The sequence below is a fragment of the Priestia sp. VA7 genome (assembly GCF_055710015.1).
The window spans coordinates 331,052-345,611 of sequence record NZ_JBVQPN010000005.1 but is presented as its reverse complement, the minus strand read 5'-3'; the positions used below and the strand labels follow the sequence as shown (position 1 = coordinate 345,611).

Here is a 14,560-nt window from a genome sequence, read left to right as displayed (position 1 = left end):
ATCGCATTCGTTCCGCAAAATACGATATATTTGTAATAACTTTTGTTAAATCGTTCGGATTTAATTGACTTTAGCGTGATAAATTGATACACTTATCCATGGTTAAATTATGTCGTAGTGAGCTGTTGCTTACTAAGCGGAGGTGCTTAAGATATGTCTTCAGTCGTTGTAGTAGGAACACAATGGGGAGATGAAGGAAAAGGGAAGATTACAGACTTCCTATCAGAAAATGCAGAAGTGATTGCACGTTACCAAGGTGGGAACAATGCAGGTCACACAATTAAGTTTAATGGTGAAACTTATAAGTTACATTTAATTCCTTCAGGTATTTTTTATAATGACAAAACGTGTGTAATTGGAAACGGTATGGTTGTCGATCCAAAAGCGCTTGTTCAAGAATTAAAATACTTACATGATCGCGGTGTAACAACAGAAAACTTACGTATTAGTAACCGAGCTCATGTGATTCTTCCATATCATTTAAAATTAGATGAAGTTGAAGAAGAACGTAAAGGTGAAAATAAGATTGGTACAACGAAAAAAGGTATTGGACCAGCTTATATGGATAAAGCAGCACGTGTTGGTATTCGAATTGCCGATTTACTAGACCGTGAAGTATTTGAAGCAAAATTAACACAAAACTTAGCTGAAAAGAATCGCCTTCTTGAAAAAATGTATGAAGTAGAAGGCTTTACATTAGAAGAAATTTTAGATGAGTACTATGAGTATGGTCAACAAGTTGCAAAATATGTTGTGGATACATCAGTAGTATTAAATGATGCGTTAGACGAAGGACGTCGTGTACTATTCGAAGGCGCACAAGGTGTTATGTTAGATATCGATCAAGGAACATATCCATTTGTTACATCTTCAAACCCAGTAGCGGGTGGAGTAACAATTGGTTCTGGTGTAGGTCCATCTAAAATTAAACACGTTGTAGGTGTATCAAAAGCGTATACAACTCGTGTTGGTGACGGCCCTTTCCCAACAGAATTAACAAACGAAATCGGTGATCAAATCCGTGAAGTAGGACGTGAATATGGTACAACAACTGGTCGTCCTCGCCGTGTAGGTTGGTTCGACAGTGTAGTTGTACGTCATGCTCGTCGCGTTAGTGGAATCACAGATTTATCTTTAAACTCAATTGATGTATTAACGGGAATTGAGACATTAAAGATTTGCGTAGCTTATCGTTATAAAGGGGAAGTTATGGAAGAATTCCCTGCTAGCTTAAAAACACTTGCAGAGTGCGAACCTGTATATGAAGAGCTTCCAGGTTGGACAGAAGATATTACGGGTGTGAAAACATTAGATGAGTTACCTGATAACGCTCGCCACTACTTAGAGCGCGTGTCTCAATTAACAGGTATTCCTTTATCTATTTTCTCTGTAGGTCCAGATCGTACACAAACAAATGTATTACGTGGTGTATATAGCTAAATAAAAAAGGTTAGCTCCTCGAGAGCTAACCTTTTTTATTTATAATTGGTGCTTTGTTAACGAGATTTTTTAAAAAAGTTCAATAATAAAAAGAAAGTTTTAAAAAAACTATTGCATTCATATGAAATATCATGTTATTATAATAAGCGTCGCTAAGAGATATAACATGAGCCATTAGCTCAGTTGGTAGAGCATCTGACTTTTAATCAGAGGGTCGAAGGTTCGAGTCCTTCATGGCTCACTTTTGTTACAACGTGGCCCGTTGGTCAAGCGGTTAAGACACCGCCCTTTCACGGCGGTAACACGGGTTCGAATCCCGTACGGGTCATTTTTAATACATAGCATATAGACTGAGGTCCCGTGGTGTAGCGGTTAACATGCCTGCCTGTCACGCAGGAGATCGCGGGTTCGATTCCCGTCGGGACCGCCATTTTGGCTCGGTAGCTCAGTTGGTAGAGCAAAGGACTGAAAATCCTTGTGTCGGCGGTTCGATTCCGTCCCGAGCCATCAAAAAGCATGACTTTATTTAAAGTCATGCTTTTTTCTTTTATTTACATTTAAAAGAAAACGTTATTTGCTTTGTATCTCTTTTGTGGTAATATATTACTTTTGTATTTAGAGATGGTTGAAAATCATATATCTTCATGTATAGTAGAGGATGAACTTGTGACGTTTCAAGGGTTATCAAGTATAATAAAACTACGGTATTCAAACAGTATGAATACTATCTTTTATATTTTGCTTCAACTAATAAAGGAGAACGATGATCATGGATAAACGTATTTTAGTCGTAGATGACGAAAAGCCGATTGCAGATATTTTAAAGTTTAATTTGCAAAAAGAAGGTTACGAAGTATTTTGTGCTTATGATGGCGTAGAAGCACTTGAAAAAGTGGAAGAAGTACAGCCTGAAATGATTTTATTAGATATTATGCTTCCTCAGAAAGATGGAATGGAAGTTTGCCGAGAAGTGCGCAAAAAATATGATATGCCAATTATCATGTTAACAGCAAAAGACTCTGAAATTGACAAAGTTTTAGGTCTAGAATTAGGTGCAGATGATTATGTAACTAAGCCGTTTAGTACGCGTGAATTATTAGCACGTGTAAAAGCTAATTTACGTAGACATCAGCAGGTAGCTGTTCCAACGGAAGAAAGCGAAACGAATGAAATTACGATTGGAGCACTTGTTATTCACCCAGATGCCTATATCGTGTCTAAGCGCGGAGAAACGATTGAACTGACTCACCGTGAATTTGAGCTGCTGCATTATTTAGCGAAGCACATTGGACAAGTCATGACGCGTGAACACTTGCTTCAAACTGTATGGGGTTATGACTATTTTGGTGATGTGCGTACGGTAGATGTAACAGTTCGAAGATTACGTGAAAAAATTGAAGATAATCCAAGCCATCCAATGTGGATTGTAACAAGACGTGGAGTAGGCTATTATTTACGCAGCCCAGAGCAGGAGTAATTTTAGATGAAGAAAGTAAGGCTCCTGCAATCTATTCACTTAAAGTTTGTATTGATTTATGTGCTGCTCATTTTAATTGCGATGCAAATTATTGGGGTCTATTTTGCACGACAATTAGAAAAAGAATTAGTTAACAACTTTCGAACGTCTCTTCAAGAGCGGACAGACTTGCTAACGTATAACATTGGACAAGAAATGGTGAAAAATCGTGATGATGATTCACCCACTCTTGAGGAAGACTTAAAGACTATTTTACGAGATTTTGCTTCAAGACCCAATTTAGCTTCAAATGATATGAATGACATCTCTGAAGTAAGAGTCATTGACCAAAATAGAAGAATCATTGCTACATCGAACTCAAATCCTCAACAGATCATAGGTAAAAAGACTAATGATTTAGCGATTACAAATGCGTTGTTAGCAGGAACTAACTCTGATAATGTATTTGTTGATCAAAGCGGACAGCGAATCAGAGTTATGATACAGCCTATTCGTTTACAGGATAAAGTAGGTGCCAGTCAATCAAATTCAACCAATAAAAATGGAAAAATTCAGTCTAGCGAAGAAATCTTAGGTGCTATTTACTTAACAGCTTCCATGGAGCCTGTTTACGATCAAATGAGTAATATCAATCAGATCTTTAAGGCAGGTACGGTGATTGCTCTTTTTATTACAGCTATTTTAGGCGTGTTTTTAGCTCAGACGATTACTCGTCCAATGTCTGAAATGAGAAAACAAGCACTTGAGATGGCCAAAGGGAATTTTACGAGAAAAGCTAAGGTATACGGGTATGATGAAATTGGTCAGCTAGCTCTCACATTCAACAACTTAACAAGAAAGCTTCAAGAAGCACAGGCAACTACAGAAGGGGAGCGCCGTAAGCTTAGTTCAGTATTAGCTCATATGACGGACGGCGTTATTGCGACGGATCGAAAGGGAAGAGTAATTTTAATTAATGATCCAGCTGCAGCTATGCTAAATGTTTCACGTGAAACGGTTTTGTCTGATCCAGTTGTTTCCCTATTAGATCTTGAAGAAACGCATACGTTTGAGAGCTTGCTCGCTAATCAAGAGTCATTAATTTTGGACTTTAGTACAAAATCGGATCCCTTTATTTTAAGAGCTACCATTTCCGCTATTCAAAAAGAGACCGGTTTTATTAACGGGATTATCATTGTCTTGCATGATATTACAGAGCAGGAGAAAATTGATCAAGATCGCCGAGAATTTGTAGCGAATGTTTCACATGAATTGCGTACGCCGTTAACAACGATGCGCAGTTATTTAGATGCGCTTGCAGAAGGAGCATGGCAAGATAAGGACTTAGCTCCAACGTTTTTAAATGTAACGCAAACGGAAACAGAACGAATGATTCGTCTCGTTAACGACTTGCTTCAATTATCTAAGTTAGATAGTCAAGACTACCGATTTAGTCGTGACCCAATCAATTTTGTGAAGTTCTATCATTACATCATTGATCGCTTTGAAATGACAATTGAACAAGGTATTTCATTCGTGCGCGACTTGCCAAATGAAGCAATCTATGTTGCTATCGATCAAGATAAAATTACACAAGTATTAGATAACATTATTTCCAATGCAATAAAATATTCACCTGAAGGCGGAATCATTACATTTTCAATTGCTCAGCATACGCATGAAATTGTTGTGAGCATTAAAGACCAAGGTATGGGAATTCCAAAATCAAATTTAGCTAAAATTTTCGAACGCTTCTATCGTGTAGATAAAGCACGAACGCGTAAATTAGGCGGAACAGGATTAGGGCTTGCTATTGCCAAGGAAATTATTGAAGCACATGATGGACGTATTTGGGCAGATAGTCAGGAAGGAAAAGGAACAACGATTTACTTTACTCTTCCAATTGAAAGTGAGAATGATGACGAATGGGAATGAGATATGAACATATCAAAACGGCCATCTTAGTTGTTCTCGTCGCTTCCAGTTTAATTATGACGTATCATATATGGACGTATCAGCCTTCTTATAAGGTCATTTCAAAGAATCAACATTTGCAGGAAGTTGAAGTGAGTTCAAAAAGTAAAATAGAAGATCATATTCTTCCAACAGAAGTTCTCTATCATCGAAACGATAATCACTACATGTCTCACGACGAAGATGATGTAAACAAATGGGTAAATGAAATGAAAAAGTGGAAATTTTCGAATGTGACGGACGTTTCGGATGCTATTTCTCCTGATGGATTTTTAAATTATGTCCATGGAAGTAATTCTATTGAAGTGCTGTATCCAGACGCGCTACCGTTAAAAACATTTCAACAGCTTTTTTCATTTTCTCAAACGTCTTTGCCTAATCAAACATTTGACCGTGTACTCATTAAAATTAAGCGTACACCTTCCTTTTTCGTGAGCGTGTATCTTGTGAATTATGAGCAAAAAAAGATTTATTCAGTTACAGTCAAGAATTTGGCCAAAGATGATATCAAAGAATTAGAAGACAAAATGAAACGTACGTATGCCCCGAGCTTTGTATATAAAGAAAACAAAAATCGGTATATCTTCCTTCCGGAAAACAATATCACGATGAATAGTGAAGTCTACTATACGAGCATGAGGCATTTAGATATTGAAAAATATAAGGAAGCGCTTTTTAACAACCCAGACTACGCGCGGAAAGAAACGTCTACAAACCGAGATGTCTACACCGAAGGTACAAAAGTGATTAATGTTAATACGAAGACAGATGTGATGGAATATGTGAATCTTGTAAATTCCACGACCGAAGTAATGGAAGATTATAATTTAATAAACCGTAGCTTTAGCTTCGTTAATGACCACGGAGGCTGGACGGAATCTAATTACAGGTTCAACAGCTGGAATCGTATTACAAAAGAAATTAGCTATCGTTATTATAAAGATAACTATCCAGTTTACAGCAATCAGGGCATGACTGAAATATATCAGAGATGGGGAAATGCGGAGATTTTAAATTACCGTCGTCCTCTTTATCGTTTTGTAAGAGTACAGGATTCCAGTGTAGAAAAGCTGCAGTCATCTCAAAAGGTGATTCAATTAATTGAAAAACACCAAAACTTTGACCCGAATCTGTTAAAAGATATTTCAATAGGCTATCAGCTAGAAGAAGTTTCACAGCAGCCGAAAACCGGTGAAAAGACGGTTGAGTTTAATTCTAATTCTGTCAAACTCGTTCCTTCTTGGTTCTATTATTATAATAGCAAGTGGTATCGAATTGCACCGCCGACCGAAGGAGGCGATAACGATGGATTGGAATAGAACAAAAACCATCTTTATTTTCACTTTCTTGATTCTTAATATTTACTTAGGCTATCAGATTTTTAAAACTCATCAAGAAGATCAGTATTCTCTATTTGTAGAGTCGAGCGTTGAAGAACAATTAACGAGTGAAGGCATTGAATATAAACATTTGCCTACAGATGTGAAAGAAGCTTCGTCGTTAAATGCCAAAAGCAAACTGTTTAAAGATGAAGATTTAAAAAAGCTTAAAGAACAAAAAGCAGCGCTGCTTGAGGAAAAAACAATTCGAAGCGTATTAGACAAACCTTTTTCAGTACCTGAAAAAAGTCCCGAAGCAAAGCTAAGTCAATTTCTAAAACGGTATGTGATCTCAGGTAAGGAATATGAGCTATGGAATGTTAACAAAGAGAAAAAAACAGTTACATTCTTTCAACAATATAAGAAGCATAAAATCTTTGACAATGAAAATGGTATGATCGTTGCTCACTTAAATGACAAAGATGAAATTATTTCGTATGAACAAACGATGCTAGGTTCTGTAAAAACGTTAGATGATGAGCAGGATGTTTTAACGCCTTTAAAAGCATTAGAAAATTTGTTTTTGAAGGATGAATTGAAAAAGAAAGATTCTGTAACAAAAGTAGAGTTTGGGTACTATACGTTTGATCTGCCGTTACTAAATTCTCAAGTTTTAGCACCAACTTGGCACATCGTTGTAAATGGAGATACGAGTTATTTTGTAAATGCCTTTGAAGGACAGATCATTAAAAAAGGAAATAAATAAGTATTTGGAGTGAGATAAATGAGCCTGCATTTCAGCGTGCTAGCGAGTGGGAGCACAGGAAATGCGATTTTAGTAAGTGATGGAGAACATTCCTTACTAGTTGATGCAGGGCTGAGCGGAAAGCAAATGGAAGCTCTCTTTCAACAAGTAAATCGCAATATCCCGGATTTATCAGGAATTTTAGTGACTCACGAACATAGTGACCATATTAAAGGACTAGGTGTTCTGGCACGTAAATATAAGCTCCCTATTTTCGCAAATGAAAAAACGTGGAACGCAATGGATGGCTTGATCGGCAACATTAATACGGAACAGAAGTTTCACTTTGAAATTGGCCAAACGAAATCGTTTGGTCAATTGGAAGTGGAGTCTTTTGGCGTTTCGCATGATGCCGCAGAGCCTATGTTTTATGTCTTTCATCAAGGGTCTAAAAAATTAACCCTTATTACGGATACCGGCTATGTAAGTGACCGCATGAAAGGTACGATTAAAAATAGCGATATGTACGTATTTGAAAGCAATCATGATGTTGAAATGCTGAGAATGGGGCGCTACCCTTGGAGCATTAAAAGACGAATTCTAAGCGACGTGGGACATGTATCAAATGAAGATGCGGCGCTTGCAATGGCAGATGTGATTGGAGATCAAACCAAACGCATTTATTTGGCGCATTTAAGTCAAGACAATAACATGAAGGAAATTGCCCGCATGTCGGTTGCACAAGTGTTACAACAAAAAGACATCAATGTAGAGGACAATATTCTCCTATGTGATACTGATCCAAAAAGACCAACTGATATTGTTTATGTATAGTCTCTAGAAAGGAAGCGAAAAATAACTTCATTTAATACGTGAATGCAGACATTCACGATGATAAATGAAGGGTTCGGTGATAGTGTGGAACATTATGATGAAGGCCAAGAGCCAAATAGTCGGCCGCCTAAACGCCGCAGAGGATATTTCGCTTCTGCTCTGGTTGGAGCAATTATAGGTGCACTTATTGTACTGCTTCTTATGCCAGCCTTGGTGAGGAATGGGATTTTGCCATACGGATGGATGACGGATGAAAATAGAGATGAACAAACAGGTTCTACCATTCAAAAGTCAGTATCTCTTGACGTCACTACGGCCGTCACAAAAGCTGTTTCTGAAGTCAATGCAGCAGTTGTAGGAGTTGTAAACATTCAGAACTCTGAAAGCTTTTGGAATGACGAACGAACTGATGCCGGGACAGGCTCAGGTGTTATTTACAAAAAGCAAGGCAACAAAGCTTATATTGTGACAAACTATCATGTCATTAAAGGCGCTAACGAAATTGAAGTGAGCTTCAGTAACGGTACAAGGGTATCGGCTAAAATTCTTGGCAGCGATGATTTAATGGACTTAGCAGTTCTTGAAATTGACGCAGGCCACGTGACAAAAGTGGCTACCTTCGGAAATTCTGATAAGCTGAAAGCTGGTGAACCAGTGATTGCTATCGGAAACCCGCTAGGCCTTCAATTTTCTGGCTCCGTTACACAAGGAGTTGTCTCAGGGATTAATCGTGTCATTCCTCAAGATTTGAATGGCGATGGAAATCCCGATTGGCAATCAGAAGTTATTCAAACAGATGCCGCCATTAACCCTGGTAATAGCGGGGGTGCTCTTGTTAATATTGATGGTGAATTGATCGGTATTAATTCCATGAAAATTGCTCAAGAAGCAGTAGAAGGCATTGGTCTTGCGATTCCAATTAACATGGCTAGGCCCATTATTAATGACTTAGAACGATATGGTGAAGTCAGACGTCCATATCTTGGAGTTAGTACACTATCATTAAGTGAGGTATCAGGGTATCATTTAAAAGAAACCCTTAAGTTACCGCATGATGTAGTAAACGGAGTCGCTGTTCTAAAAGTCGAGCCCGGTTCGCCAGCCGCTAAAGCCGGATTAAAGGAATATGATGTGATTGTTGAGTTAGATCACAGCAAAGTAAGGGACATTGCGACACTTCGCAAACACCTCTACATTGAAAAAGAAATTGGCGATAAAATGAACGTAACGTTCTATCGCGATGGCAAAAAGAAATCTACAGAAGTAAAATTAACGCGTCAAATGAAGTGAAAGAAAAGTTATCCACAGGGGATAAACTCCTGTGGTTTTTTAATGAAAAGAATAGAGAAAGGAAGATAAATACATGAAGATATATTGCTGTTTAGAACATACAGAACTAGCGCTGGATGTAATGGTAGATGAGATTGAGCTAGCGCCGGTTTTTGAAAAAATAGAAAATTTCACTGACAAAAAAAGCTGTGAATATTGTGACAATGAAGCTGTATATGTAGTAGGGAACTAATATTCTTATACAAAATGTGGATATAACATGTGGATATGTGGATAATATCTGTGGATAAGAGATAAAGGAGAGGAGAATAGCCTGTGAATATCTCTATTATAACCATTGGAAAGCTAAAAGAAAAATACTTAAAACAAGGTATTCAAGAATATTTAAAGCGCTTATCAAGCTATGCAAAAGTAGAAATTATTGAGCTTGCAGATGAAAAAGCGCCAGAAAACTTAAGTGAATCTGAAATGGAACAGGTAAAACAAAAAGAAGGAGAGCGCATCTTAGCGAAAATCTCAGACGATACTCATGTGATCGCATTAGCTATTAACGGAAAACAAAAATCTTCCGAGGAACTCGCAAAAGAAATTGATTCATTAGCTACCTACGGAAAAAGCAAAATAGCATTTGTCATTGGCGGGTCGCTTGGTTTAAGCAGCGAAGTAATGAAACGCTCAAACGCAGCCCTTTCTTTTTCAAAGATGACGTTTCCTCATCAGCTTATGCGCCTAGTATTAGTAGAACAGATTTACCGAGCTTTTCGTATTATTCGAAATGAACCTTATCATAAATAGAACGTGTGGATATTTTTTCATCAAAAGCTGAGGCAGAAGGAAATGTAGAACCTTCTGCCTCAGCTTTTATCATATGTGGATAAATAGCAAACGTCTATAAAAAGGAACCAGAGGTTCTTCTCTCCGATAAAATGTTAGAACAATCGAGTTTAAGCAAACAAGATTTTATTTAAGAAACAGAAAAACCTTCGTCTTCTTTCACTCCAGCTCTGTCTTTAAACTCATCAAGCAACGCACGCACTTCATCAGTCGTTTCCGTGCTCATGAGCAGATTTCTTAATTCACTTGCACCGCGGAATCCGCGAACGTAAATTTTGAAAAAGCGTCGAAGCGGTTTGAAAGGACGCGGCTCTAATTCTTCAGAATACTTATCGTGAAGGTCTAGCTGCAGGCGAAGAAGTTCTAAGAGCTCTTCGCTTGTGTGCTCTTTCTTTTCTTTTTCAAACGCAAACGGATTATGGAAAATTCCGCGTCCAATCATGATTCCATCAACGCCGTACTTCTCTGCAAGTTCCAGACCTTTCTGGCGGTCAGGAATATCACCGTTAATTGTTAGTAGCGTATGAGGCGCAATTTCGTCACGAAGTTTCTTAATCTCCGGAATTAACTCCCAGTGCGCGTCAACATCGCTCATTTCTTTTTTCGTACGAAGGTGAATAGAAAGGTTCACGATATCCTGTTCTAAAATGTGCTTCAGCCAGTCGTACCACTCATCAACTTGCGTATAGCCAAGACGAGTCTTTACGCTTACTGGAAGCCCTCCAGCTTTGGCTGCCTGGATAATCTCAGCCGCAGTATCTGGACGGCGAATCAGACCAGAACCTTTTCCGTTTCCTGCAACGTTCTGCACAGGACAGCCCATATTAATATCAATGCCGCGAAAGCCCATTTCGGCCATGCCGATACTCATTTGACGGAAGTACTCAGGCTTGTCTCCCCAAATGTGCGCAACGATTGGCTGTTCATCATCTGTAAACGTCAAACGTCCTTTTACGCTATCTTTTCCTTTCGGATGGCAGTAGCTTTCCGTATTCGTAAACTCTGTAAAAAATACGTCAGGTCGTGCTGCTTCAGTCACAACATGGCGAAAAACGACATCCGTCACAGCTTCCATCGGTGCCAAAATAAAAAACGGACGCGGCAACTCATGCCAAAAATTATCTTTCATCTTATATCTAAACCCTTTCTTTTAGAGAAAACATATTCTCAAAATTAAAAAGTGTAATTTCTTTTATCAGGCTGAATGCCAGTATAAACTTCAACCAATATATACTTTAATGGTATGGAACGAAAAGTGCAAGGGAACGAGTGGTTTTGTTTTGCTGGAAATACTTATTGAAACAACTTTTATATCTAGTATTAGTGGAGTGTAAGCAATTAAAAGCGAGCCTGAAGGCATGTAACGGATACCTGCGAATAAATATCCTAGAGCATTTGGTTCGTGTGTAGGTACTTTCTCCAAGGATATTATAAAGTATTCACTATAATTATGATTACGATAAACGATTTTATAAATAACTTCGACTATATAAAAAGCCACGTCTGTCACTGTACAACAGACGTGGCTTCATTACGTATTAATGCTTTTTGTAAGGAGCGCCGTCCTTAGAAGGCAGTCCAGAAATGTATCCGACACCACCTGTTTCTTGAATGCCAATGCTTTCTTTCATTGCATTAGCTAGCTCTTCTTTATCAACAGCGGTAATGTTTTTGTCGCTGATGTCCTCGCCCGGGTGCTGATAGTTGCTTAGTACGTAGCGAGAGTTTTTAATGTTTTCTACTGCACGAAGTCCTGTTGCTTCTGCTCCCACTGGAACTGAAAGAATGCGTGATAGTTTTTTTGTTTTTGCATTATAAGCCCATATGAAGTTGTTTGTGTGAAGTGAGCTGTATTCTCCGATAAAGAGTGTATTTAAGTCATTTGAATATGTAAGGTTATCAGGGTTGGCAACTTTATTTGGATCCGCTTTATTACCGTATGCATCTGCTTTTTCTAGGTCTTGTCCAATCAGTAGCCCTTCCATGCTTGCAGGAACGTAGCAACTGTTAATCTTGCCTTTTGTTTGGTCTTTTTGATGCGATCCTAAGTTCAGCTGGTAGGTCACACCAGACTCTAGTTTTGGAAGCTGAATATCATCTTGTACAGCACCAGATTCTTTTAGCATGGCACTATTTTGGTAAGAAATAGCCATATACGCTTTTTTGTCTTTTTTGTTAACCGTTAGTCCTTCCATCTTGTTGAATTCAGATGTTGCACCTAAAATTGCACCGTATCGGCGTGATTCTAAAAAGGCAGCTGCTTTTTCCATGCCAGGCTTTACTTTTAAATATTCAACTTTTTTACTTGCGGCGGTTTTGACTGCTTTAAATCCTTTTGTAGGCTGGTCAGCTGTTTCAAAAATATCACTAAATTTTGTGCCTTTGTCGATTATTGTTTTCACTTCATTGTCTGTTGCATGGCCAAGCTTCATCCACTGAAGGTCGCCTTTACCTCCATTTTTTGTGCTCGTTTGTTTAAACTTTGCCGCATAAAGAGTTCCTGCTGAGAAGTCTTTTTCTTTATCTGCTACATACATAAACATCATGGTATTAGACCCATCGTCTCCAAAAAGAGCGGTTTTGTTATCTGGAAGTACCTGCATCATTTCGTGTGAAAAACGACCTGTGCTGTAATGTTTTACGACGGACGCATTGCCGCTTTCATCCACTGAAATTTCTGGAATCCAGCCGTAGTAGTAAGGGTTTGCTTTTGACATGTCGCCGAAATAAAGCTTAGCGAAGTTCGTGACGTCTTTATAAGAGCTGGATGAAGGGTCTTCAAAAGCACGTGCATCAGGCTCATATTCTTCTGAACCAAGGTGAGTACTCCAATCCGTTGTAGAGCCATTACACGGCGTCCACAAACCATTTACATTAGAAAAATCAATTTTTTTAGCATGGTTGACGGTTAGTTTTCCTGTTTTATCATCTCGGTCAACTTGTGTAAGCGTCATTGAAGCAGGAAGACCGGAAATCTCTTTTCCAGCATTATTAACAGATTCATATTCATAATGTGAAATAATATAAGACTTATCGTTGATGGTGATAAAGCTGTTTGAATCCGGTGCATCTGATACGTACGGTGATGGCTTATCAGGAACGCTTCGGTCAATAATCGGATCCCCGTTTGCATCGATCGGTGTACCTGCGGCGATTAATTCCCCTTTATTATCGACAATTTTATCTTTTGAAAGAAAGAGCTGGTTATAGTTAAGCGGCGTTTCTTCAACGCTTCCATCTTTATACGTTACTTTTACAGATGCCTCTGTATACGTTTTAATCATATTTTCAATCGTAGTAGGTGCTTTCATTGGCTGAAACTCGACGCTTTTGATTTGTTTTGGATGTTGAACTGGGTGATGTTCTGCTGCAAAAGCAGAAGCGGCGCTAGAAGCTAAAAGAGTGAGAGATAGTCCAAGAGATACTCGTTTTTTCATGGTTGATAACCTCCAAATTGTATTCATACACTTATTAAATCATTTGATTGTTGAGGAAATATAAAGAGAAGCGCTGGATTTGTTGAGCTGTTGTTAAAAATGGTGAACATTTACATGACAAGTTTAACTAGAAGTTATTCAGCTATCTTTCAGAATTTGTTCAGATAGCATTCAGCTGGGCTTCACAGTGAATTCATGTTCCGCTCTTACAATAAACACATAGCTAAAGGCGACAAGACAAAAAGCGCTTTGGCTTGTACAGCAAAAGTGAAAGGTATTTTAGCAGAAAAAACGTTGCTCCAATAGCGCTATTTTGATAAATGACCGCTGCTAAAAACTTTAGCTTGTGCTGTAAATACATTGGAAATTACGCGGAGGTATAATCATGATTGGAAAAGTATTAGCAGGAAAAGCAGTAGTAGCAAAAGCCGTGGGAGGTGCCACAATTGGAACAGCTATCGCTCTTGGTTCAATGACAAGCGCATTTGCTTCAGACGGTCAGCACATTACTTCAACAAAAGCGTCGGCTCATACCGTAGCGGCAACGTATACGCAAGCTCAAGCAAAAGCCGTTGCCTTAAAGAACTGCGGAGGAACGGTTCAAACAGTTTCTTTTGAAAATAACGCCTATACGTTTTTAATTCACGGACAAGATAATCAAGATCATCATGTGAAAGTAAATGCACACAGCGGAAAAGTGGTAAAGGTTGAAAAACTATCTTTTTCTCGAAGTGAGGCACAAGCAGTAGCGTTGAAAAATTGTGGAGGAACGGTTAAGTCGGTAAGCTTCAATGATGGAGTATATACGTTCTTGATTCACGGAAAAGATAGCCGTGATCACCACGTGAAAGTGAATGCACAAAGTGGAAAAGTGATTCAAATTCAAAGCGCTGCACTTACAAAAGCACAGATTCAAACGATTGCACTAAAAAATTGCAGCGGAACGATTCAATCAAGTTCATATGCGAATGATGTATATACATTTTTGATCCACGGAAAAGATAACAAAGATCACCATGTGAAAGTAAACGCTGAAACTGGAAAAGTAATGAAAGTCGAAGTTGTAAAGTTTACACAAGAACAAGCTAAACAAGCTGCTCTTCAACAGCACAAAGGAACAGTTCAATCTGTCTCATTCAGTGAACAAGCATACACGTTTGTCATTAAAGGAACAGACAACGTACAACATACTGTGAAAATCAGTCCTCAAACAGGAGAAGTGTGCTGATTT

The 14,560-nt window shown here is 38.5% G+C and carries 12 protein-coding genes and 4 tRNA genes; 14 read left to right on the top strand and 2 right to left on the bottom strand.

All coding sequences use genetic code 11. From position 1 onward, the window contains the following. Positions 1-153 precede the first annotated feature (153 nt). The 13 genes from AC0C45_RS23805 to rlmH all read left to right on the top strand — a co-directional run bounded on the left by AC0C45_RS23805 (position 154) and on the right by rlmH (position 9,853). Positions 154-1,440 (top strand): adenylosuccinate synthase, encoded by a 1,287-nt coding sequence (locus AC0C45_RS23805; RefSeq protein WP_013085553.1) that lies wholly within the window; start codon positions 154-156, stop codon positions 1,438-1,440. Positions 1,441-1,608: 168 nt separating this feature from the next. Next, positions 1,609-1,681 (top strand) — tRNA-Lys (locus tag AC0C45_RS23800). Between the two features lie 15 nt (positions 1,682-1,696). After that, positions 1,697-1,768 (top strand) — tRNA-Glu (locus AC0C45_RS23795). Between the two features lie 26 nt (positions 1,769-1,794). Continuing rightward, a tRNA-Asp gene (locus AC0C45_RS23790) sits at positions 1,795-1,870 on the top strand. A gap of 4 nt (positions 1,871-1,874) precedes the next feature. Continuing rightward, a tRNA-Phe gene (locus AC0C45_RS23785) sits at positions 1,875-1,947 on the top strand. Positions 1,948-2,209: 262 nt separating this feature from the next. After that, complete coding sequence (gene yycF / locus AC0C45_RS23780) at positions 2,210-2,917, top strand: response regulator YycF (protein ID WP_013085552.1); 708 nt, start codon at positions 2,210-2,212, stop codon at positions 2,915-2,917. 6 nt (positions 2,918-2,923) lie between these two features. After that, positions 2,924-4,831 (top strand): cell wall metabolism sensor histidine kinase WalK, encoded by a 1,908-nt coding sequence (walK, locus tag AC0C45_RS23775; protein ID WP_013085551.1) that lies wholly within the window; start codon positions 2,924-2,926, stop codon positions 4,829-4,831. Beyond that, positions 4,822-6,189 (top strand): YycH family regulatory protein, encoded by a 1,368-nt coding sequence (locus AC0C45_RS23770; RefSeq protein ID WP_028409756.1) that lies wholly within the window; start codon positions 4,822-4,824, stop codon positions 6,187-6,189. The genes walK and AC0C45_RS23770 overlap by 10 nt, the downstream gene beginning before the upstream one ends. Beyond that, on the top strand, positions 6,176-6,955 hold the full coding sequence (locus tag AC0C45_RS23765; RefSeq protein ID WP_016765985.1) for a two-component system regulatory protein YycI: 780 nt from the start codon (positions 6,176-6,178) through the stop codon (positions 6,953-6,955). The genes AC0C45_RS23770 and AC0C45_RS23765 overlap by 14 nt, the downstream gene beginning before the upstream one ends. A gap of 18 nt (positions 6,956-6,973) precedes the next feature. Then, positions 6,974-7,768 (top strand): MBL fold metallo-hydrolase, encoded by a 795-nt coding sequence (locus AC0C45_RS23760; RefSeq protein WP_013059903.1) that lies wholly within the window; start codon positions 6,974-6,976, stop codon positions 7,766-7,768. Between the two features lie 57 nt (positions 7,769-7,825). Beyond that, positions 7,826-9,058 (top strand): S1C family serine protease, encoded by a 1,233-nt coding sequence (locus tag AC0C45_RS23755; RefSeq protein WP_034654942.1) that lies wholly within the window; start codon positions 7,826-7,828, stop codon positions 9,056-9,058. 73 nt (positions 9,059-9,131) lie between these two features. Further along, positions 9,132-9,290, top strand: coding sequence for a CxxH/CxxC protein (locus AC0C45_RS23750; protein WP_080967540.1), 159 nt, complete (start codon positions 9,132-9,134; stop codon positions 9,288-9,290). 83 nt (positions 9,291-9,373) lie between these two features. After that, the gene (gene rlmH / locus AC0C45_RS23745) at positions 9,374-9,853 is read left to right on the top strand and encodes a 23S rRNA (pseudouridine(1915)-N(3))-methyltransferase RlmH (RefSeq protein ID WP_013085547.1); all 480 of its coding nucleotides are present in this window, start codon (positions 9,374-9,376) and stop codon (positions 9,851-9,853) included. 169 nt (positions 9,854-10,022) lie between these two features. On the opposite strand, the gene AC0C45_RS23740 is transcribed toward rlmH, so the two are convergent. Both AC0C45_RS23740 and AC0C45_RS23735 read right to left on the bottom strand, forming a co-directional pair. Continuing rightward, on the bottom strand, positions 10,023-11,021 hold the full coding sequence (locus AC0C45_RS23740) for a tRNA dihydrouridine synthase (RefSeq protein WP_014457691.1): 999 nt from the start codon (positions 11,019-11,021) through the stop codon (positions 10,023-10,025). 409 nt (positions 11,022-11,430) lie between these two features. Further along, positions 11,431-13,329, bottom strand: a complete 1,899-nt coding sequence (locus tag AC0C45_RS23735) for a PhoX family protein (protein ID WP_472928891.1) — start codon at positions 13,327-13,329, stop codon at positions 11,431-11,433. Between the two features lie 385 nt (positions 13,330-13,714). Between AC0C45_RS23735 and AC0C45_RS23730 the strand changes: the two genes are divergently transcribed. Further along, complete coding sequence (locus AC0C45_RS23730) at positions 13,715-14,557, top strand: PepSY domain-containing protein (protein WP_472928890.1); 843 nt, start codon at positions 13,715-13,717, stop codon at positions 14,555-14,557. Positions 14,558-14,560 lie beyond the last annotated feature (3 nt).

Bases quoted from the DNA above. Each gene is read 5' to 3' on its own strand.
- AC0C45_RS23805 (WP_013085553.1), top strand. From the start codon at position 154: ATGTCTTCAGTCGTTGTAGTAGGAACACAATGGGGAGATGAAGGAAAA.
- yycF (WP_013085552.1), top strand. From the start codon at position 2,210: ATGGATAAACGTATTTTAGTCGTAGATGACGAAAAGCCGATTGCAGAT.
- walK (WP_013085551.1), top strand. From the start codon at position 2,924: ATGAAGAAAGTAAGGCTCCTGCAATCTATTCACTTAAAGTTTGTATTG.
- AC0C45_RS23770 (WP_028409756.1), top strand. From the start codon at position 4,822: ATGGGAATGAGATATGAACATATCAAAACGGCCATCTTAGTTGTTCTC.
- AC0C45_RS23765 (WP_016765985.1), top strand. From the start codon at position 6,176: ATGGATTGGAATAGAACAAAAACCATCTTTATTTTCACTTTCTTGATT.
- AC0C45_RS23760 (WP_013059903.1), top strand. From the start codon at position 6,974: ATGAGCCTGCATTTCAGCGTGCTAGCGAGTGGGAGCACAGGAAATGCG.
- AC0C45_RS23755 (WP_034654942.1), top strand. From the start codon at position 7,826: ATGATAAATGAAGGGTTCGGTGATAGTGTGGAACATTATGATGAAGGC.
- AC0C45_RS23750 (WP_080967540.1), top strand. From the start codon at position 9,132: ATGAAGATATATTGCTGTTTAGAACATACAGAACTAGCGCTGGATGTA.
- AC0C45_RS23740 (WP_014457691.1), bottom strand. From the start codon at position 11,021: ATGAAAGATAATTTTTGGCATGAGTTGCCGCGTCCGTTTTTTATTTTG.
- AC0C45_RS23735 (WP_472928891.1), bottom strand. From the start codon at position 13,329: ATGAAAAAACGAGTATCTCTTGGACTATCTCTCACTCTTTTAGCTTCT.
- AC0C45_RS23730 (WP_472928890.1), top strand. From the start codon at position 13,715: ATGATTGGAAAAGTATTAGCAGGAAAAGCAGTAGTAGCAAAAGCCGTG.